Consider the following 20,547-nt stretch of genomic DNA (forward strand, 5'->3'; position numbering starts at 1 on the left):
CTTAAGCGTCTTTCTTGGCAGTCAGATACTCGATGAACTCGGGACCGACGGTCGTAACGTCACCGGCACCCATGGTGAGCAGCAGGTCGCCCTCGCCCACCATCTGCTCGAGCTCCTGATTGAGCTCAAGACGGCTGGAGCAGTACACGACCTCCTTGCCAGGATGCTTGGCGCGCACGGTATCGGCGAGCATCTTAGAGGTGACACCCGGAATGGGCATCTCGCCAGCCGAGAACACATCGATCAGCAGCAGTTTATCGGCATTGGCAAATGCATCGGCAAAGTCGTCGCACAGGGCCTGCAGGCGCGAATAGCGGTGCGGCTGGAATACGACGTCGACGTGCTTGTAGCCCAGCGACGAAGCGGCAGCAAGCGTCGCCTTGATCTCAGTGGGGTGATGGCCGTAATCATCGACCACGGTGATGCCATCGATATCGCCCACGTGGGTGAAACGACGGCGGACGCCCTCAAAGCTCGAGAGCGCCTTGGCGGCGGCGTCGATGTCAAGGCCCAGGACATGGGCGACGGTGAGCACCGCCGTGGCGTTGAGCATGTTGTGGCGACCGGGATTGCTCTTGATCTCCACAGCGTGCTCAGTGCCGTCCTCAAAGCGAACGATAAAGTCACTCTGGATGCCCTTGACATCCGGATGCACGCAGACGACATCGTTGCTCTCGGCAAAGCCGTAGGAAAGCACGTGACGGCCCGTCGACTTGGCGAGCTCGACCAGATGCGGATCCTCACCGCAGACGATGACGGTGCCGTCCTCGCCCACCAGGCTCATGAATTTGGCGAAAGTTGCCTCGATCTCCTCGATACCCGAGTAGTGATCGAGGTGGTCGGCCTCGACGTTGGTCACAATGACCACGTTGGGGTTCAGGAACAGGAAGGAGCTGTCGGACTCGTCGGCCTCGGCGACAAAGTAGTCGCCCGAGCCGTTCTTGCCGTTCGTGTCATAGCCCTCGACGATGCCGCCGATCAAGAAGCTCGGATCCAGGCCCATGCGGTCGAGCATGGTGGCGCACATCGAAGACGTGGTGGTCTTGCCATGCGTGCCGGCAACAGCGACGGTGGTGTAGCCGTGGCCCAAAGCAGAGAGCATCTTGGCACGGGGCCACACGGGAATACCAAGCTCGCGAGCGCGCACAAGTTCAGGGTTGGACTCCGGAATAGCGGTGGAGACAACAACCACGTCGGGCTTGACCTCGTCGATCGTGGCGGCCTCATGGCCCACATGCACCTTCACGCCAGCGCGGGTAAGCTGGCGGATATAACGTGACGTCTTAAGGTCAGAGCCGGTAACGGCATAACCGCGCTCGTGCAGAACGAGGGCGATGCCGCTCATGCCGGCGCCGCCGATACCGATAAAGTGGGCGCTCTTAAACTTGGGCGCGGAGGTTGCAGTCTGGGAATCAGCCATGTGCTCGTGTACTCCTTGCGTAAACACTGCCTGTAACCCGTTAACTGTACCGCACCTACCGCATCAGCGCGAGGGCGACCGACGATATCCCGTCTAACTAACGCAAACCCTCTACCGCATCCGCCAGAAGAGCGGCGGCCCTATCCTGAGCCAGACCACGCGCCGCCTGACGCATGGCGTCGCGCGCCGACGCATCATCGACCAGGTGCAGCAGCTCATCGGCAAAGGCAGAACCGTCGATATCGGCATCGGCGCAAAGTACGCCGGCCCCGGCGTCGACCAGATAACGGGCATTGGTGGTTTGGTGGTCGGCCGTCGCATGCGGATACGGCACGAGCACCGAGGGCACGGCAAGCGCAGCGATCTCGGCCACGCTCGATGCGCCCGAACGCGAGAGCGCCAAATCGGCAGAAGCCAGCATATCGCCCATGTTGTCGATGTAAGGCTGGACGCGGTAACGCTTCGCTTCCTCGGGCGTCAGCGCCAAAGCGCGCTCGGTCTCCTCAAAGCCGTCGGCACCCGTCGAATGCAACACATAGAGGTTCTTGCGCGAAAGCAGCTCGTTTTTGAGCGAAACCACGCGCTCGTTGAGGTGCTGGGCGCCAAGTGAACCGCCAAAGACGAGCAGCAGCGTAGCGTCCTCGGGAACGCCAAGTGCCTTGCGGCCGCGAGCGCGATCGCCCTCGATCACCGAGCGACGTACGGGGTTGCCGGTCATGAGCACATGGTCAGGGTCGCCTTCGCGCTCAAAGACCGCGCGCGCTGCCGGCACCGAGATGCACACGCGGGCGGCGTGGGAGTTCATCATCTTGTTGGCCAGGCCCGGAACAGAGTTCTGCTCATGCAGCAGATACGGAACGCCCGCGCCCTTGCACCACCCCAGCAGCGGAACCTCGACATAGGCACCAAAACCGATGCCGGCATCGGGCTTGCCGACCTTTGAGAAATAACTGGCGAGCGCACGCTTGGCCTTGTTGACACGCCACAGCGAGGTCAGCGCCGTCCAAGGACGGGAGCGGTCGAAGCCCGTGACCGTAATGGGCACAAAATCAAACCCGGCCTCGGGGACCAGACGACCCTCGAGCTTGCGCGACTGGCCCACGAACACAACGTAGTGACCACGGTCACGCAGCTCTTCGGCCAAGGCGAGCGCAGGGTTGATGTGTCCTGCCGTGCCGCCGGCTGCAATAGCAACGGTCATCTTATCGGTCATGGTAGTCCCTTCGTACACGCGGTCCCTGGTCGTCGGTGCGCAGACGCGCCGACGGGTCCGAGTTCAAATCGATTCGATTATATCCGCCGCCCGCGTTGCGAGGGCTGGGGCGCTGCGGACGACCTTGCGGAGCCGTTCGCGGGCGTGGACGGGCTACCGGCTCGGATGCAGAACCATCCAGAACGGTAAAGCCGCTACGCGAAGGTCGTTCACCGCGCACATGGGCAACGCCGGCGGTGCTCTCGTCCATAACGGCAAAGCTCTCACGGCGGCGGTCATGCTCATCGCGGCGGGCGCTCTCGTACGAAACGCGCAGGATCAACCCGACGAGCATAAGCGACACAATAATCGACGAGCCGCCGTAGCTAATAAACGGCAGCGGCTTGCCCGTCATGGGAAACACATTGAGAATGCCCAGCGCGTTGATCAAAAACTGCACCGCAAGGATGACCGCGGAGCCAGACGCCATAAGCGCTCCGCGACGGTCGGTCGCCTGCTCGGCAATGCGAAACGCCGAGTAGATCAGCATCGCAAACACCAAGAAGAACAGCACGGTTCCGACAAAACCGGCCTCCTCGCCAATGATGGCCAGGATGTAGTCGTTGTGCGCCTCGGGCAGATACGAGTACTTCATGGTTGAGTTGCCGATGCCACGGCCGAACAGGCCGCCCGAGGCAAAGGCCATGATGGCAAGCGTGGCCTGATAGCCGTCACCATACTCGTCGGCCCAAGGGTTCAAGGCAACCTGAATACGCACCATACGGTACGGCTCTGCAACAAGCGCAATCACGATCACGAGAATGCCGAAGATTATCACGCCGAGGATGAATTTGGGGTCGAGACCCGCGAACAACGCCATGCACATGAGGGTCAACAGGATGATCAGGACGGTACCGAAATCGGGCTGGATAAAGATCAGAAAGAGCGAAATGCCCAGGTAGATGCCCATCTTGCGAAGGAATTCGTTGATGTTGCCACCGGGCGAAAAGAAGCGGTCGAGCATGATGGCCGAATACGCGATGGCAAATGGCTTTAAAAACTCGGAAGGCTGGAACTGAATGCCGGCGATGTTGAGCCAGCGCGTGGCGCCACGGCTGCCGCTGCCCACCAAGAAAACCAGCAGAAGCAAGAGCATCATGCCGATAAGGAAGATCCTGAGCACATCCTCCCCAAACCAGCTGTCCGGCAAAACGCGCACGATGGCAATCAGCGCTAGAACACCGATCGCGGTAAACGCGGCCTGTCGACCCAAAAAAAACGTCGCCGAGCCATTCTCGTGCAGTGCCTCGACCGAAGATGCCGAGTACACCATCAGCAGGCCAAAGCACACCAAGGTAAACAGGCAGGCCATGAATATCAAACGGGGGCGCATGATACGGGCGGGAACGCCGGCAATATAGCGTTCGCTAAACGTCTGCCCGCCGCGACCGGAACGCGGATTGCTGCGCCGCGAGGAAGCACGGTCCGAGTCGGGCCTCCTCATACCTTGTCGGGGGCTCTCCTCTCTCACCGGCAGCCCCTATTCCATTTGCGATTTCGCCGCAGCGGCAAGCTGGGCCACATAGTCCTTAAACACGCGGCCGCGCTCCTCATAGCCCGAGAACTCATCGAACGAAGAGCAGGCAGGAGAAAGTAAGATCACGTCGCCACGGCTCGACAGCGAGCGGGCAACGTCCACGGCGTCGCGTAGGTCATCCGCCTGGGCGATATCCACATCGCCATCGACATCGGCCTCGTCCATAGCGGCGGTGAAGCGCTCGCGTGCATCGCCAAAGCAGACGACCGAGCGTACGTTATCCATAACGACGCGCGCGAAGTCCGTGAGCGGCGTGCCCTTATCGTGGCCGCCGAGCAGCAAGATCACGTCGTCATCGGGAAATGCCGTCAGGGCCTTCTCGACCGCATCGGTGTTGGTCGCCTTGGAATCGTTGACGTAGCGCACGCCGTCAATCTCGCCACACGGCTCCACGCGGTGCTCGAGCGGCTGGAACGAGGCCAGGCCGCGGCAGACACCATCGACATCGGCACCGACTGCCAGGGCAGCCGTGGCAGCGCACAGGGCATTGATAACATTGTGATGACCCGAGATCTTGAGCTCGGATGTAGCGATGAGCGGGGTCTCGACGCCCTTCAGGCGCACGATCATCTTGCCATCGCGCACAAAGGCGACATCCTCGCCCTCAGGCTCGTCAAAGGCAACCTTGCAGATGCGACGACCCGGCGTGTAGATGTACTCATCGAACTCGTGAATGCCGGCGTCTTCGACGTCGACAACCACCAGATCGTCATCGCCCATATTGTCAAACAGTTTGACCTTGGCAAGCGCGTAGTTCTTATGGCTCTTATGCCAGCCCAAGTGGTCTGGAGTGATGTTGAGCAGCACCGCCACGCGAGGGTGGAGCTCGGTGGTCGTAGCAATCTGATAGCTCGAGAGCTCAGCCACAAACCACTCGTTGTGGGCTCGGCCGTCAATCTCGTTGACCGGCGGCTCGCCGATGTTGCCGACAGCTACGCTGGCCTCGCCGGCAGCCTTGAGCAGATAATCAGTCAGCGACGTGGTGGTCGTCTTGCCGTTGGTGCCCGTAATGGCAATCCAGTTATCGGGCGACAGGCGATAGGCAAACTCGGGCTCACCCATAATCTGGGCGGCATGCTCGTGCCCGGCCTTAAAGAAGCCCGAGAACTCCGAGATGCCCGGGCACGTCACGCATACGTCATAGGCGCCCTCGACCTGTTCGGTCCCATAGACAAACGACACACCAGCAGCCTCGAGCGCACGCGTGGCGTCATTGGGCTCAGACGTGCCACCGCCATACACGGTAACGGCGCTTACGCGCTCGGGATGCGCCAGCGCCCAGCGGGCGACATCGAGACCGGATTTGCCCTGACCCAAAACGAGCAGGCTAAAGACATCAGCAAGAGGCATGAAAGACCACTATCCCAACTGGAAGAACAGAGCAAGGCCAACGGCACCAAAGGCCGCAGCGATAATCCAAAAACGGATGACGACCTTGGTCTCGGCCCAGCCCTTCTTTTCGAAATGATGATGGATGGGCGCCATAAGGAAGACGCGCTTGTGCGTAAAGTGGAAGTAGACAACCTGAATCATGACCGAAAGGGTCTCAACGATAAACAGGCCGCCGATGATGAGGGAGACGACCTCGGTGTTGGTCATGATGGACGTGCAGGCAAACGCGGCGCCCAGGGCAAGCGATCCGGTATCGCCCATAAAGATGCTCGCCGGATAGCAGTTGAACCACAGAAAGCCCAAGCAAGCACCGGCACACGCGGTGCAGAAGATGGACAGGTTCACGTCTCCGTGCAAAAACGCCATGGCAGCCATGGCGAGCATGGCGATCATGGAGGTGCCGCCAGCAAGGCCGTCAAGGCCATCGGTCAGGTTCACGGCATTAGAAAGACCGGCAATCATCAGCCAGCAAAAGACAATATAGAGCCACGGGAACGAATAGCCGCAGATGGTAGTCGAAAGCACGCCAAGGTCGATCGTCAACCCACCGGGAAAACGAATCTCGGGGGCGACGCCGCACCAGTTGACGGCAAGTACCGTAAAGGTGACACAGATAATGGTTAGGCCGATCATCTTGGCATGGGGCGTCAGACCGAGCGAGCGCCCATGCGTAACGGAAGTCAGGTCGTCGATCAGGCCCAGCACGCCGGTCGCCAGCGTGGCGAGCAGCACGAGCACGAGTTCGGTGGTGAGCTTGCCCATCAGCAGGCAGGTCAGCGAGATCGCGACGAGGATGACAACGCCACCCATGGTGGGCGTTCCCTGCTTAACCAAATGACGCTTGGGGCCGTCGGCACGAACCTGCTGGCCGATACCCTCAACCTTGAGCAGCTTGATCCACCACGGCATGAGCAGCAGCGCAATGGCGGCGGCGATGCCAAGCCCCAAAAAAGCCTGATACGTTGGATACGAGGGATTGCCGAACATGGGCTAGCACACACCTTCCACAAAGCGGTCGAGCTCAACAAAGCGGGAACCCTTGACCAGTACAACATCATGTTTTTCAAGCGCGCCGCCCATGCGGTCGAGCACCTGCTGATAATCGGAGAACACCTGGATGCGGTCCTCGTCCATGCCCATCATGCGCGCGGCATCGGCCATAAGCTGGGCCAGCTCACCACCCACGCACGCCAGCATGTCGAGCTTTTTGGCGGCGGCATAGGCGCCCACGAGCTCATGCATGCGAGGAGCCTCATCGCCCATCTCGCCCATCTCGCCCAGGATCGCCATGCGAGACCCCGTGCACGAAAGCGAGCACAGTAGATCGAGACCGGCAGCCATCGATTCGGCGCTAGCGTTATAGGAGTCATCGATGACGCGGGCACCGCTCTTGGCGCGCTTGATCTCCTGGCGGTGACCGGTGATTGCGAGGCCCCTAAAGGCAGCATCGATCTGCTCGGGCGTCACACCCAGGCGATAGGCAACCGCGGCGGCCTTAACGGCATTTGGAACGGACTGCACGCCGGGGATGGCAAGCATGGTATCGATCGTCTCGCCCTGGCCAAAATCGAGCGTAAAGACCGGACGGCCCTCGTCATCAACACGAATGTCGCGGGCACGGATCTCATCATCGTCCGAGACGCCGGCCAGCATCACGTCGATACCAGCGGGCTGGGCGAACGTATCGCGAATGAACGGCGTAAAGTCGTCCTCGCCGCCCAAAACCAGCAGCGGCAAATAGTCGCCGGCGGCGCACATGCCCTGGACAATCTCGGCCTTAGCGCGGGCGATGTTCTCGCGGCTGCCCAAAATACCGATATGAGAGGTACCGATCTTGCTCACAATGGCAAGGTTGGGATTGGCGGACTGGGACAGGCGCTCGATCTCGTGGAAATGGTTCATGCCCATCTCGAGCACCAGGACCTCGGTATCGGCCGGGGCGGAAAGCACCGTGAGCGGCATGCCGATCAGGTTATTGAAATTGCCCTTGGTGGCCCAGACACGATAGCGCTTGGCGAGTACAGCGGCGAGCACGTCCTTGGTCGTCGTCTTGCCGATGGAACCGGTAATGCCAACGACCAGGCAGCCAAGCTCCAGGCGATACGCGTGCGCCAAACGGAGCATAAACTCCTCGGGATCATCGGTCCGCAGGATGGCACAGCCCTTGTCTTGCGCCAGCGAGACCAGCTCGGCCTCGGGCTCGCGCGTCATCACGACGGCGCCGGCACCCGACTGGACGGCACGGGAAGCAAAATCATTGCCGTCGACGTTTTCACCGGGAAAGGCGACGAAAATCGTCCCTTCCTCGACCTGGCGCGAGTCGATAACACACCCGCGGCATACCCGATCGACTTCTCCCGTCACGGTTCGGGTCCCTGTTGCGGCCGCGAGGTTGTTGACGGCGATCTCTATCATTGCAGCTCCCCTGTAAACCTAATAATGCTATCGGCGTATTGTATCCCAGCGCCGCGCATGCGTGGTGCAGGGCATGTGAACACCCCTCATATGGGACAACAAACCACGCCCCAAAGATTGTAACCCCCTACTTCGTGCGCGGGATACCCAGCACGTCGAGCGCGTTGGCCATAATGGACTGGAACGGCACAGCAGCGGCATCTGAGCCGCTCGGCGTTCCGTCGAGCGTGATATAGCACAGCACCTTGGGCGATTGCGCCGGCGCAAAGCCCATAAAGGACGACATGTAGTTCTCCTTGAGGTAGCCGCCGTTCTCGTCGGCACGTTCGGCCGTACCGGTCTTGCCCGCCACGTCATAGCCGTCAACCGCGCCGCCAACGCCCGTTCCCTCGGACACGACCGTCTGCATGCACGATGTCACCTGCGATGCGGCGTCCTCCGAAATCGCGCGCTCGCCTTCGCCCCAGTCCTTCTCGTCGCCTTTGCTGGACTTATAGAAGTGTGGGGTCATCATCACGCCGCCGTTGGCGATGCCGCCCACGGCACGTGCGATCTCAATCGGCGAGACAGACAGCGCCTGCCCAAAGCTCATCGAGCCCAGCGTGGCGCCGTCATACTGGTCACGCTCCTTGACGATACCCAGGCTCTCGCCCGGAAAATCGACACCCGAGCTGTGACCGATGCCCCACTTGTCCACATAGGCGGCAAAGTCGTCGGCACCGATTTTGCGCCCCACCAGGACAAAGCCCACGTTGGACGAACGGCGCATCATCTCGCGCACATCCATGGTCATGGCATAGTCGCGCTTGTCGGCATCGGTGACGGTATCGTCGCCCACCTTGATACTCGCCGGCACCTCAAACGACGTACTCGATCGCACTACGCCCAAGTCGAAGCCGGCGCCCGCCACGAGTGTCTTAAAGACCGAGCCGGGCTCGTAGGCGTCGGTTACCAGGCGCAGGTTCATATCCTCGGTCTTGGCGTTTTCCAAATCGGTCTGGTCGTAGGTCGGATACGAGCAGGCGGCGAGAATTTCGCCGGTCGTGGGGTCGGCGACCAAAGCCGAGCCGTTCTTGGCCTTTGTCTTCTCGACAGCCTCTGCCAGAGCGTCCTCAGCCGTACGCTGGATATTGACATCGAGCGTCGTCACGATATCAACGCCGTCGACCGCAGCCACCTTTTTATAGGCACCGCCCGCGATATAGCTGCCGTCCCTCGCGCGCTCGCGTACGAGAGAACCGTTCGTGCCGGTCAGAAGCTTGTTGTATTGCTTTTCGAGACCCGTCAAGCCGTCGTTGTCTACATTCACTACACCCAGCACCTGCGATGCCAGATTGCCGTATGGATATACGCGCTTCATGGCCTGCTCAAAAAGCACGCCGGGCAGGTTCTTCTTCTCCAGCGCCGCAGCATCGTCTTCGTCCACCTGGCGCTTGATATACACCCAGGTTCCATCGGACTCGACGAGCTTACGGCAGGTCTTTTTATCGATTCCAGTTGCCTTGACCAGCGCCGACACCGTCTTGTCAACATCCTCGACAAGCTGCGGGTTCACGGCGATGTTGCGACATTCGACCGACGACGCCAGCACGTTACCGTTGCGGTCGTAGATGGTGCCACGTTTGGCATAGAGGGTCTGCGCAAGCAGGCGCCGCGCATCGGCACGCTCGCGCAGTTTATCGGCTTCGACAATTTGATAGTCGGCAAGGCGAAAGACGCCCAAGCCCAAGCCAAGCCCAATGAATCCCATGACGGCTTTGCGGCGAGGCAGCGGCGTGCCTGTGAGCCATTCGGTCGACGAACTCTTGCGCGACCTGGTGTTATGCACTTGAGGGCCGCCCGAGCCGCGAAGTCGCGACGCCGGGTCGTTGCCACGGGACCGCCCGGCGTTGTAAGATTGCCGACCCGTTCCTTGATAACCAGAACGTCCCCGCGACGAGGGACGTCCAGAACCGCGGCCCCCATCGGAACCGCGGCGATAGTCATTTGTCATACTCAGCTACCGTCTTGCTACTGAGCGGTCGCGGTCGCGTTGGCGCCCGCGGCTGCATCCTGCGAAAAGTCAAGTGTAACGCTCTCGCTGGGCTCCACCATGCCATAAGCGCCCGCAAGGTCGCGAATGCGCGTGTCGGCGCCATAGACCGAATGCATGACCTCCAGGTCGGAGCTCTCATCGGTCGCCTTTTCGAGCGTGTTGGTTAGCTCGGCGTTGCTGTTGAGCACCTGGGCCGTAACGCCGGCGAGCGCCACGCGGGCGACGCCGATCGTCATGAAGATAGCCGCAATGATGCAAAACGTTTTAAGAACGCTCATGAAAACCGGGCTTACCGCCTGGTTTGCCTGACGGCCCGCGCCCGTGTAGACATCAAAGCGCGGCGTGCGCTGCTCACGGGGAGCAACGGGGGCCTGCGGCGTCTCACGATAGGCGGGCATGGCGTTCATATCATAGGCAAGTGCTGCGCTTGAAGTGTTGTAGCCCATGATATGCCGCCTCCCATCCCGAGTACGTTGGTAGTGTGTTTAAGCTTCGTTTATGGTGCGAGCGGGAGGTCCAATATCGCGCGGTCGCGCCTACAGACGCTGCGCCACGCGGATTTTGGCTGATCTCGCCCGAGGGTTGCGCTCAACCTCATCAGGCTGGGCAACCAAGGGTTTGCGAGTGATGGCCTTGAGTATCGGCACGTTGCCGCACACGCACACCGGAATCTCCGGCGGACACGTGCACCCCTGGCTCATCTCCTTAAAGTGGTTCTTTACGATACGGTCCTCGAGCGAGTGATACGAGATGACGCAGATACGTCCGCCCGGGTTGAGCCACCTGGTGGCGGCATCAAGCCCTCGTTCGAGCACATCGAGTTCGTGATTGACCTCGATGCGAATGGCCTGGAAACTTTTCTTGGCCGGGTGTCCGCCATGCCGACGAGCGGCGGCCGGGATACCCGCCTTGATGATCTCGACAAATTGGCCGGTGGTTTCGATCGGTTCTTGCTCGCGGCGGCGCACGATCTCGCGCGCGATCTGCGAGGCGAACTTCTCTTCGCCGTAGACGCGTAGAATCCGGGCGAGGTCGTGTTCGTTATAGGTGTTGATGACCTCAGCTGCGTTTAAGGTGTTATTACCCGGATCCATCCGCATGTCCAATGGGGCGTCCTCGTTATACGAAAAGCCCCTGCCAGGGATATCGAGTTGCGGTGACGAAACGCCCAAATCGAACAGGAAGCCATCGACCCCGGGCACCTCGGCCGAGCAAAGCAGCTCGTCCAAGTCGCCGAAGTTGCCCTTCAGCAGCTGGTGCGGAACGCCGGGAACCTCGCGGTCCAGACGGGCGCCAGCGGCCTCGAGGGCCATGTCGTCCTGATCGACGCCGAGCAAAAGGCCCGTCTCCCCCACCTGCGCAGCCATCTTTACCGAATGGCCGGCACCGCCAAGGGTGCAATCGCAGACAACGGAGCCGCTCTTTAGCCGCAGCGACTCAAGCACTTCGCCGAGCATGACAGGTTCATGCCGATATTCTTGTGTCAAGATCCCACGCTCCATCCGTTACCCGTGCCTTGCCCTTACGAGAAGAAGAGGTCCAGCAGGGCCTCGTCGTCATCGTCCTCATCGGCCGCGGCGCGATCCCAAACCTCAAGGTGGTCGTAGTTGCCCACAACCGTGACCTCGCGGTCGAGGTTCGCCTGCTTGCGGAGAGACTCGGAAAGACCGATACGACCGGCGCTGTCCACGTCCATCGACGTGGTGCGCTTGTTGATCGCCCTCATGAGCTTCTGGTCGTTGATGTCGCGCGGGTTAAAACCCTCGTGGCCCTCACGACCCGCGAAGAGTCCTTCGACCCACTTATCGAAGGCCTCGGCAGAGAACACGTACAGAGCATCGACATCCAGGGCTTTGAACACGCGAACGTGCTCTCCAAGCTCCTCGCGAAGGGGTGCAGGCAGGGACAGACGGCCTTTTGCATCGAGATTGCGCTCGTATGCGCCAGTCATTCCCATGTGCGCCCTCCCCTCGGTTACTCAGATGGCACGTACGCGGGGAACCACCCCGCCTGTCGACGTCATTAATAATATGGGGAACTGCCCCATTTTTCAACACCTTTCCCCACCTCTTCCCCCACTCCGCCCCACCACTCCACCCACCATATATTGCAAAACACCCCCAATCATATGTTCGAAAACACAATATGTTGTGTTTACAGCAACGGCGGGATGCCACCTGTGGCACCCCGCCGTTCATCCTCAACCTTCAAGTTGACCTTGAGGCGATTTTTGCGTCCCTTTACATGCCGTTCACATCGCCCCCAAACTCCCCCACCCAAGGCACGTGCGGCCCACCACCGCGACGACATGTGGCGAAAAATAGAACGGGCCCCAGATTGCCCATGCACGCGCAAAAGCACGCCGCGGCAATCTGGGGCCCGTTCCCAAACACCTATTAATTTGCAGGTCAGCGATGTGCTAACGATGCGCCAGCGGATGCGCCGCCAGATAGACCTCGGTCAGTTGCGTACGATCGACATGCGTGTAGACCTGCGTGGTCGATATATCGGCATGTCCCAAGATCTCCTGTAGCACACGGAGGTCTGCGCCGCCAGCAAGCATATGGGTGGCAAAGGAGTGACGCAGCGTATGGGGATGGAGCCCCACCAGCCCCACCTGGCGCCCATAGCGCTCACAGATGGCATGGATGCCCTGGCGCGACAGACGGCGGCCGTTCTTATTTAAAAAGACCGCCGAGGTCTCGGTTCCGCGGGCATGGGCCGCCAAGCGAGAACGCCCCTCAGTTACATAGAGCGTCAGAGCTCGCGCCGCGCTTCCCACCAGCGGGGACAGGCGTTCCTTTGAGCCCTTACCGCGAACGAGCACAAAGCCATCGTCGATATGGATATCGCCCACATCGAGCCCCACCAACTCGCTCACACGCAAACCGCATCCGTAGAGCACTTCCAAGATGGCATGGTCGCGCAAGCCCATCTCGCCCTCGGGGAAGTCTTGATCGAGCAGCGCCGAGACATCCTCCACCGATAGATACTCCGGCAAACGCTCAGCCTTTTTAGGCAGGCGCAACGCCGCCGTTGGATTTTGGGCCACAGCCCCATCGCGCACCAAAAAGGCATGCAGGCCCTTCACTGCCGCAAGCGCACGCTCCACCGAGGCATCGGAATAGCCCCCATCGCGACGGTCGGCGACAAAGCCCTCCACGACCTGACGGGTCACCTCTTCAAAAGACATGATGCCCGCCCGCTCCAGATAGACGCAGTACGTCGTCAGGTCACGACGATAGGCCGCAATCGTGTTGCGCGCCAAACCCCGCTCGACCGCGAGGTAATCGAGATACTCCCCCGCCGCCACGGCGAGCGACGAGGGAGTAGCTCCGGTATGTTCTTTGTTCGCCGGCACCCTTAGTCCGTAGCGAGGTTCATGGGCGTCACCTGCAGGCGATCGACACCCTCGTGCCGACCGATCGAGGCACGCACGAACTCTCGGAACAGCGGCTGCGGGTTGGTCGGACGGCTCTTGAACTCGGGGTGAGCCTGGGTTGCCACATACCACGGATGCACATCGCGCGGCAGCTCGACCATCTCGACCAAGCGCTCGTCGGGCGAGAGGCCAGAGATAACCAAGCCGGCGTCCTCGAGCTGGTCGCGGAAGGCGTTGTTGAACTCAAAGCGGTGACGGTGACGCTCGTAGACGAGTTCCTCGCCATATGCCTCGCGAGCAAGGGTATCGGCGGCGAGCTTGCACGGATAGGCGCCCAGGCGCATGGTGCCGCCCTTCTCGGTCACGTCCTCCTGCGAGCTCATCAGATCGATGACGCTAAACGGGCCGTCCGGATCGAACTCAGAGGAGCTGGCGCCGGCAAGGCCGACGACGTTGCGGGCGAACTCGCACACGGCCACCTGCATACCCAGGCAAATGCCCAGATACGGAATCTTGTGCTCACGGGCAAACTCGGCCGCGAGGATCTTGCCCTCCAGGGCGCGCTTGCCAAAGCCGCCGGGGACCAGGATGCCCGAGGCGTCGCCCAGAACCTCGGAGACATTCTGCTCGTCGAGGCTCTCGCCGTCGACCAGCTGGACGTCCACATGGCGATCGTAGAAGACGCCCGCATGGTGCAGGGCCTCGATAACCGACAGGTACGCATCGGGCAGCTGCGTGTACTTGCCCACGACGGCGATCTTTACCTTGTCGGCGTGATGGTTGGCGTGATTCTGTTTGCGCAGGAACTCGTTCCACTCGCTCATGTCGCGCTCACGCGGATCCAGACCCAGGCGCTCGCAAATGCGCAGGTCAAAGTCCTGCTCGGCGAGCAGCTGCGGAACATCGTAAATGCTCGCGCAGTCCTCGTTGGTAAAGACGCAGTCGGTGTCGACGTCACAGAAACTCGCGATCTTGCCGCGGATGGCGTCGTCAATATGGTGATCGGAGCGTAGCACGATGATGTCGGGCTGGATACCAAAGCTGCGGAGCTCTTTGACGGAGTGCTGTGTGGGCTTGGTCTTGACCTCGTGGGCGGCGGCAATATAGGGAACGAGCGACACGTGGATATAGCAGACGTTCTCGGGGCCGGCCTCCTTGCGGTACTGACGGATGGCCTCGACAAACGGTTGGGACTCGATGTCGCCGATCGTGCCGCCTAGCTCGGTGATGACTACATCGGAGCCGGTCTGCTCCTCGATGCGGCGAAACTTGTCCTTAATGGCATTGGTGACGTGAGGAATCACCTGCACGGTACCGCCCAAAAAGTCGCCGCGACGCTCGCGGGCGATTAGGCTTTTGTAGATGGCACCGGTCGTAAAGTTGGAATCGCGGGTCAGGTTCTCATCAATAAAGCGCTCGTAATGACCCAGGTCCAGGTCGGACTCGTAACCGTCCTCGGTAACGAAGACCTCACCATGCTGGAAGGGGCTCATGGTACCGGGGTCGACGTTCAGATACGGGTCGGCCTTTTGCATCGTTACTTTGTAGCCACGCGACTTGAGCAGACGGCCCAGCGAGGCCGCGGTAATACCCTTGCCCAGGGACGAAACCACGCCACCGGTTACGAACACATGCTTGGTCATATTGAGTTACCTGCACTTCCCGTAGAAGTTGTCCATACACATCTTACGGATCTTGATTGTAATACTCGCCCCGCGGACCGTTCGCAATTTTTCTCGCGTGCGATTGCATTTCTCAATCTTGAAACAAAACGCCGCCCGGTTTCCCAGGCGGCGCTGTTATGGCAAGGACTACACGCTGCTATCGATCAGCAACCTCGTCCTCAAGCATTTCTTGAACGAGCATACCGGTACGGACGCCCTCAAGATACCACTCGCCACGTTCGGTGAGGCAAATGCCATTTGCAAGCTGACCGCCGTCATCGCTATAACGCGAGACGACATCAATCATGCCTTCGGAATCCAAGCGATCGATTGCGGCGCGGGCACGATACGGCGAAACCCCCACGCACTCGGCAAGCGTTTTGCGCGAGAAACCATACGGCCCGCCATTGTCTTCGGTTTGCCGGTCGATCTCCATCAACACCAGCACCTCGACACGCTTCATATCGTTGACACTCGCACGACCCTTGCCCGCCATAGCAGCCTCCTCAAACCGAGCACGAGCATTTAACGCGCCGTGCGCGACCGGCGTATCCCGCAAAGGATGTTACATCAGCGTTATTGTATACCGCTCAAATCACTTATAGGCAGGTAAACGGGCTATTTTTAACCCAAACAAAGGCAATGTTGATTAATTAAGCCGCATAGGGCATATACCCCATGCGGCCCAATCAGACCAATCGTCTCGTTTTAGCGGTGAAAGAATCCACGACGCTCGAATTTAGGCTCGCAGCACACATTGATGCCCAGCTTGCGCAGCACCGTCTCATCAGTCGGCGAGATGATAACGCTAAAGAAGGCGTCGCAGCCGCGGAGCTGCTCCAGGCCCGAAAGGACACGGGCGGCAGTCTCGCTCGTAGCCGAGGTGATCGACAGCGCCATAAGCGTCTCGTCGGTATGGAGGCGAGGGTTTTTGCTACCCAGGAAATGCGTCTTGAGCTTGCTGATGGGCTCGATCGCCTCGTCGCTGATGACTTCGAGCTCTAGGTCCACGCCCGAGACATGCTTGAGGGCGTTCATGATCAGCGAGCTCGCGGCACCCAGGCGCGTTGAGGTCTTACCGGTCACAACAGAACCGTCCGGCATGACCATGGCGCCCACGGGACCGCCCGTCAGTTGCTCTCTGGTGAGGGCAGCCGAGCGCGCCGGCGAATAGTTCTTATCGATGCCGGCCTTTTTCATGATGAGTTTGAGACGATCGACCTGTTCGTCGCCCACGCCGGTACGGCGCACGCTTTCAACTGCGGCAAAATAGCGGCGCACGATCTCCATCTTGGAGGCATCACGGCAGGCATCGTCGTCGGTAATGGCAAAGCCAACCATGTTGACGCCCATGTCCGTAGGGCTCTGATAGGGGCTCTCGCCCAGAATCTTTTCCATAAGGGCGCGAACAACCGGGAATGCCTCAACATCACGGTTGTAATTGACCGTGGTCTTGTTGTAAGCCTCAAGATGGAACGAATCGATGATGTTGGCATCGTCAAGGTCTGCCGTGGCGGCCTCGTAGGCGATATTGACCGGATGCGTCAGAGGAAGATTCCAGACCGGGAAGGTCTCGAACTTGGCATAGCCAGCGGCGGTACCGTGCTCATGCTCGTGATACAGCTGCGAGAGGCAAGTAGCGAGCTTGCCCGAGCCAGGGCCGGGTGCCGTCACGACAACGAGCGGACGCGTGGTCTCGACAAACTCGTTCTTGCCGTAGCCTTCGTCAGAAACAATCAGATCGACATCGTGCGGATAGCCCTCGATGGGATAATGCAGCTTGGCGGGAATACCGAGCGCGTTCAGACGATTGCGGAAGACATCGGCAGCGGGCTGGCCGGCATACTGCGTGATTACCACGGCGGCAACGGCAAATCCATTCCCTCGGAACAGATCGACCAGGCGCAGGACGTCTTCATCATAGGTAATACCCAAGTCGCCACGGGCTTTGTTCTTCTCGATATGGTTCGCATTGACTGCAATGATGACCTCGACGTCATCGGCGATGCTCTTGAGCATGCGAAACTTGCTGTCCGGCTCAAAGCCCGGCAGCACGCGGCTGGCATGATAGTCATCGAACAGCTTGCCGCCAAACTCCAAATACAGCTTGCCGCCAAACTGCGAGATGCGCTCCTTAATATGAGCAGCCTGCAGCGCGATATACTTCGCATTGTCGAAACCCTGGCGCATGTATGGCTCCCGTCCCGTTTCCATTTAATGTTCTAGGCGATTATAACGGAGCCCGCCCTCCCCGATACCCAGACCATCAACAGGCACCAACCAAACACGCCACCACGCAACCGAAAGGAACCCGGGTAGTCTATTTGGGACGGCACCACCTTGCACCAACAATAGAAACGTCGCAGAAAGATGCAACGTCAGCGAGCGCCGCCCAGAACGAACAAGTTGGCATGAAAAAGGCAAGGCATAGACCTTTTGGTCATGCCTTGCCTTTTGAATGACAAATTGTCGTTCTGGACGGCGCGCAGCGTCGACTGGTTGCGCGGTTCGTAGAACCGCGCAACATAAGTGCGCCTCCCCCCGCGCACGGAACGGGAGGAGGCTAAAGGTAGGAGTCTACCGGTGGGGTTACCCCACCGGACAGACGATGACCAGGTGATCCTTTACAGGATCGTCATGGTTTCCGTGGGGTACCCAAGGGGTACTTAGAGCATCACGCAAGCGATGGTCAGGATGACGGCGCAGACGACGGAGAGAGCGACGATGAGCTTAAGAGCAAACTTGAGCCAGGTCGTCCACTCGATCTTGGCCAGGGCAAGACCGCCCATGATGGCGCCAGAGGTCGGGGTGAACAGGTTCACGACGCCGATGGCGGCGGAGAAGATCATGACCATGACCTCGGGCGAGAAGCCGAGCTTAACAGCCAGCGGTCCCATGATGGGCATGGAGACAGTAGCCATACCGGAGGTCGAGGGGATCAGGAAGGACAGGCCAAAGTAGACCAGGAAGCTCATGGGAGCGAAGATCACGCCAGACAGACCAGCCAGAGCATTGGCGGCAGCGTCGAGGACGTAGACGTCGAGGCCGGTGCTAGCCATGAGGACGGAGATACCACGGGCGAGAGCGATGACGAGGACAACGGACATCATGTCGGCAGCGCCGGTGATGAAGGTGTTGACGATCTGCTTCTCGGACAGGCCACCGATGATACCGATCAGGATAGCCATGAGGAAGAACCAGGTGGAAGCCTCGTCGAAGTACCACTGGCCAATGGGCAGGCCGGTGATCAGGGCAGACCAGCCCTGAACGATGGCGTTACCGTCGGCGTCATAGACAGCGCCAGCATCGAAGAAGTTGGCGACGCCCTCGTTGAGGTCGGCCAGCGGGATGAAGCCGACGATCATGACGACGAAGGTGAAGGCAAAGGCGATCAGAACACCCTTCTGACGACCGGTGAGCTTGACCTCCTTGTTAACCTCGGAAGCAGCCTTGCCGTGAGCCTCTTCGGCGTCCTTGAGCTCCTGCATCGAAAGGATGGTGGAGCCCTTGTCGGCCTTGACCTTCTTGGCATAGCTCATAACGAAGACGATGGACATGGCGGTGGTAACGATCCACAGGACGGCACCGAGGCCGATGATGATGGACTGGTTGACCTCAATGCCAACGCCGGTCAGAGCGTCGACGGCAGCGCCGACGGCGAACGGGTTAACCGTGGAGCCGAGGCAGCCGCAGCCAGCGCCGAGCAGGACGGTAGCGGCGCCGACCATGGGGTCGAAGCCAGCAGCCATCATGGTGGCGGCGAGCAGGGCGTAGAAGGGAACGGTCTCCTCGCACATACCATAGGTGGTACCACCGAGGGAGAAGATGAGCATCAGCACGGGAATGAGCATGATCTCATTGCCCTTAAGCTTCTGCACCAGAACGGCAATGCCGTTGTCCAGGGCGCCGGTCTCGGTCATCATGCCGAGGAAGCCGCCGAGGATCATAACGAAAAGGCAGACGGGCAGAGCGTCAGCGAAGCCCTTGACCGGGGCGGTGCAGAAATCGCTCAGGCGGGCAGCGGTAACCGCGCCGCCGGACGTACCGGAAACGATAACGGTAACAACCGCGACAATTGCCAGCAGAGCAAGAAGAATGGTGAACGATGAAGGCATACCGCGCTTTTTCTTAGCGGTCTCAGTCATAGTTCTCATCCCCCCTTCATAAATCATTTACTGATCTCGCCCAAAGCGGCTCTTCCGTGCCGTGCATGTCGCTCGGTGCGAGATTTTTACCAGACAAAAGCGCTCGGGGTGCGCAGCAATGCACCCCGAGCGAGATGCTAGATGCTCTTACTTGAGCGTAGCGTACATGACAGCCTTGATGGTGTGCATGCGGTTCTCGGCCTCGTCGAAGACCTTGGAAGCGGGGCTCTCGAAGACCTCGTCGGTAACCTCCTGCTCGGTGATGCCGAACTGCTCGCACTTCTCGGCGCCAATCGTAGTGTTGGTGTCGTGGAAGCTGGGCAGGCAGTGCAGGAAGATGGCACCCGGGTTGGCCATAGCCATGACCTCGGAGGTGACACGATACGGGGTGAGCTGAGCGATGCGCTCGGCCCAGACCTCGTCGGGCTCGCCCATGGAGACCCACACGTCGGTGTAGATGACGTCGGCACCGGTGACGCCGTCCTTGACGTCGGTGGTCAGCTTGATGGTGCAGCCGTTGGCCTCGGCGATGGGCTTGCAGGCCTCGATGACGTCGTCAGCGGGCATGCACTCCTCGGGGCCGCAGGCCACGAAGTTCATGCCGAGCTTGGAGCAGACAACCATGAGGGAGCGAGCGACGTTGTTCTTGCAGTCACCCATGAAGACGAGGGTCTTGCCCTTGATGTCGTAGTTGAAGTTCTCCTGGACGGTCAGGATGTCGGCGAGCATCTGAGTGGGGTGCCACTCAGTGGTCAGGCCGTTCCACACGGGCACGCCGGACTTAGCGGCGAGCTCCTCGACGTCGTCCTGGGCAAAGCCACGGAACTCGATGCCGTCATACATGCGGCCGAGAACGCGGGCGGTGTCCTCGATGGACTCCTTCTTGCCCATCTGGGACGAACCGGGATCGAGATAGGTGACGCCCATGCCCAGATCCATGCCGCCGACCTCGAAGGCGCAGCGGGTACGAGTGGAGGTCTTCTGGAAGAGCAGGACGATGTTCTTGCCCTCGAGATAGCGGTGCGGAACGCCAGCGCGCTTCATATCCTTGAAGTTCTTGGAGAGCTTGAGCAGGTACTCGATCTCCTCGGTGGTGAGGTCGAGAAGCTTGAGGAAGCTACGGCCGGAGAGGTTAACACCCATGGTTCGTTTCCTTTCGAAGAAATGAATTCCTTAATTACTTACGTAATGCTACCCGTTTGACGGGCGAAACCGGTGCGGTTGTAGGGAGACCGCACCGGAAACGAAAAGACTTAGAGGTCCTCGCGCCAGAAGGGCATGCTCATGCAGCGCGGGCCGCCGCGG

16 protein-coding genes are annotated in these 20,547 nt (G+C 60.1%); all 16 read right to left on the reverse strand.

The window, feature by feature from the left end:
- Nucleotide 1: 1 nt before the first annotated feature.
- Nucleotides 2-1,420: a UDP-N-acetylmuramate--L-alanine ligase gene (gene murC, locus DW029_RS08035; protein WP_117734949.1), complete on the reverse strand. Its 1,419-nt coding sequence runs from the start codon at nt 1,418-1,420 to the stop codon at nt 2-4.
- A gap of 97 nt (nt 1,421-1,517) precedes the next feature.
- Nucleotides 1,518-2,633 carry an undecaprenyldiphospho-muramoylpentapeptide beta-N-acetylglucosaminyltransferase gene (gene murG / locus DW029_RS08040; protein WP_117734948.1) on the reverse strand — a complete coding sequence of 372 codons (1,116 nt, stop codon included), beginning with the start codon at nt 2,631-2,633 and terminating at the stop codon, nt 1,518-1,520.
- Nucleotides 2,623-4,116 (reverse strand): putative lipid II flippase FtsW, encoded by a 1,494-nt coding sequence (gene ftsW / locus DW029_RS08045; RefSeq protein ID WP_117734947.1) that lies wholly within the window; start codon nt 4,114-4,116, stop codon nt 2,623-2,625. Before ftsW ends, murG begins: the two co-directional genes overlap by 11 nt.
- A 36-nt stretch (nt 4,117-4,152) precedes the next feature.
- The gene (gene murD, locus DW029_RS08050) at nt 4,153-5,559 is read right to left on the reverse strand and encodes a UDP-N-acetylmuramoyl-L-alanine--D-glutamate ligase (protein WP_117734946.1); all 1,407 of its coding nucleotides are present in this window, start codon (nt 5,557-5,559) and stop codon (nt 4,153-4,155) included.
- A 9-nt stretch (nt 5,560-5,568) separates the two neighbouring features.
- Entirely contained in the window at nt 5,569-6,588 is a 1,020-nt protein-coding gene (mraY, locus tag DW029_RS08055; RefSeq protein WP_089571579.1) for a phospho-N-acetylmuramoyl-pentapeptide-transferase, read from the reverse strand.
- Nucleotides 6,589-6,591: 3 nt separating this feature from the next.
- Complete coding sequence (murF, locus tag DW029_RS08060) at nt 6,592-8,016, reverse strand: UDP-N-acetylmuramoyl-tripeptide--D-alanyl-D-alanine ligase (RefSeq protein ID WP_117734945.1); 1,425 nt, start codon at nt 8,014-8,016, stop codon at nt 6,592-6,594.
- Between the two features lie 127 nt (nt 8,017-8,143).
- Nucleotides 8,144-9,844 carry a peptidoglycan D,D-transpeptidase FtsI family protein gene (locus DW029_RS08065; protein WP_370220254.1) on the reverse strand — a complete coding sequence of 567 codons (1,701 nt, stop codon included), beginning with the start codon at nt 9,842-9,844 and terminating at the stop codon, nt 8,144-8,146.
- Between the two features lie 182 nt (nt 9,845-10,026).
- Entirely contained in the window at nt 10,027-10,497 is a 471-nt protein-coding gene (locus tag DW029_RS08070; protein ID WP_022094483.1) for a hypothetical protein, read from the reverse strand.
- 90 nt (nt 10,498-10,587) lie between these two features.
- The gene (gene rsmH / locus DW029_RS08075; protein ID WP_117734943.1) at nt 10,588-11,553 is read right to left on the reverse strand and encodes a 16S rRNA (cytosine(1402)-N(4))-methyltransferase RsmH; all 966 of its coding nucleotides are present in this window, start codon (nt 11,551-11,553) and stop codon (nt 10,588-10,590) included.
- Between the two features lie 20 nt (nt 11,554-11,573).
- Nucleotides 11,574-12,008, reverse strand: coding sequence for a division/cell wall cluster transcriptional repressor MraZ (locus DW029_RS08080; RefSeq protein WP_006234269.1), 435 nt, complete (start codon nt 12,006-12,008; stop codon nt 11,574-11,576).
- Nucleotides 12,009-12,470: 462 nt separating this feature from the next.
- Nucleotides 12,471-13,412, reverse strand: coding sequence for a site-specific tyrosine recombinase XerD (gene xerD, locus DW029_RS08085; protein WP_199406619.1), 942 nt, complete (start codon nt 13,410-13,412; stop codon nt 12,471-12,473).
- A gap of 2 nt (nt 13,413-13,414) precedes the next feature.
- On the reverse strand, nt 13,415-15,076 hold the full coding sequence (locus DW029_RS08090; RefSeq protein WP_117734941.1) for a CTP synthase: 1,662 nt from the start codon (nt 15,074-15,076) through the stop codon (nt 13,415-13,417).
- A gap of 178 nt (nt 15,077-15,254) precedes the next feature.
- Nucleotides 15,255-15,593 (reverse strand): hypothetical protein, encoded by a 339-nt coding sequence (locus DW029_RS08095; protein WP_117734940.1) that lies wholly within the window; start codon nt 15,591-15,593, stop codon nt 15,255-15,257.
- A 212-nt stretch (nt 15,594-15,805) separates the two neighbouring features.
- Nucleotides 15,806-17,287, reverse strand: a complete 1,482-nt coding sequence (locus DW029_RS08100; protein WP_118345724.1) for a DUF1846 domain-containing protein — start codon at nt 17,285-17,287, stop codon at nt 15,806-15,808.
- 476 nt (nt 17,288-17,763) lie between these two features.
- Entirely contained in the window at nt 17,764-19,251 is a 1,488-nt protein-coding gene (locus tag DW029_RS08105) for a YfcC family protein (protein ID WP_369831392.1), read from the reverse strand.
- A gap of 138 nt (nt 19,252-19,389) precedes the next feature.
- On the reverse strand, nt 19,390-20,385 hold the full coding sequence (gene argF, locus DW029_RS08110) for an ornithine carbamoyltransferase (RefSeq protein ID WP_006234279.1): 996 nt from the start codon (nt 20,383-20,385) through the stop codon (nt 19,390-19,392).
- Between the last annotated feature and the right edge of the window lie 162 nt (nt 20,386-20,547).

Origin of the sequence: Collinsella sp. AF38-3AC (assembly GCF_003474365.1) — a bacterium.
In the GTDB taxonomy this organism is placed as follows: Bacteria; Actinomycetota; Coriobacteriia; order Coriobacteriales; family Coriobacteriaceae; genus Collinsella.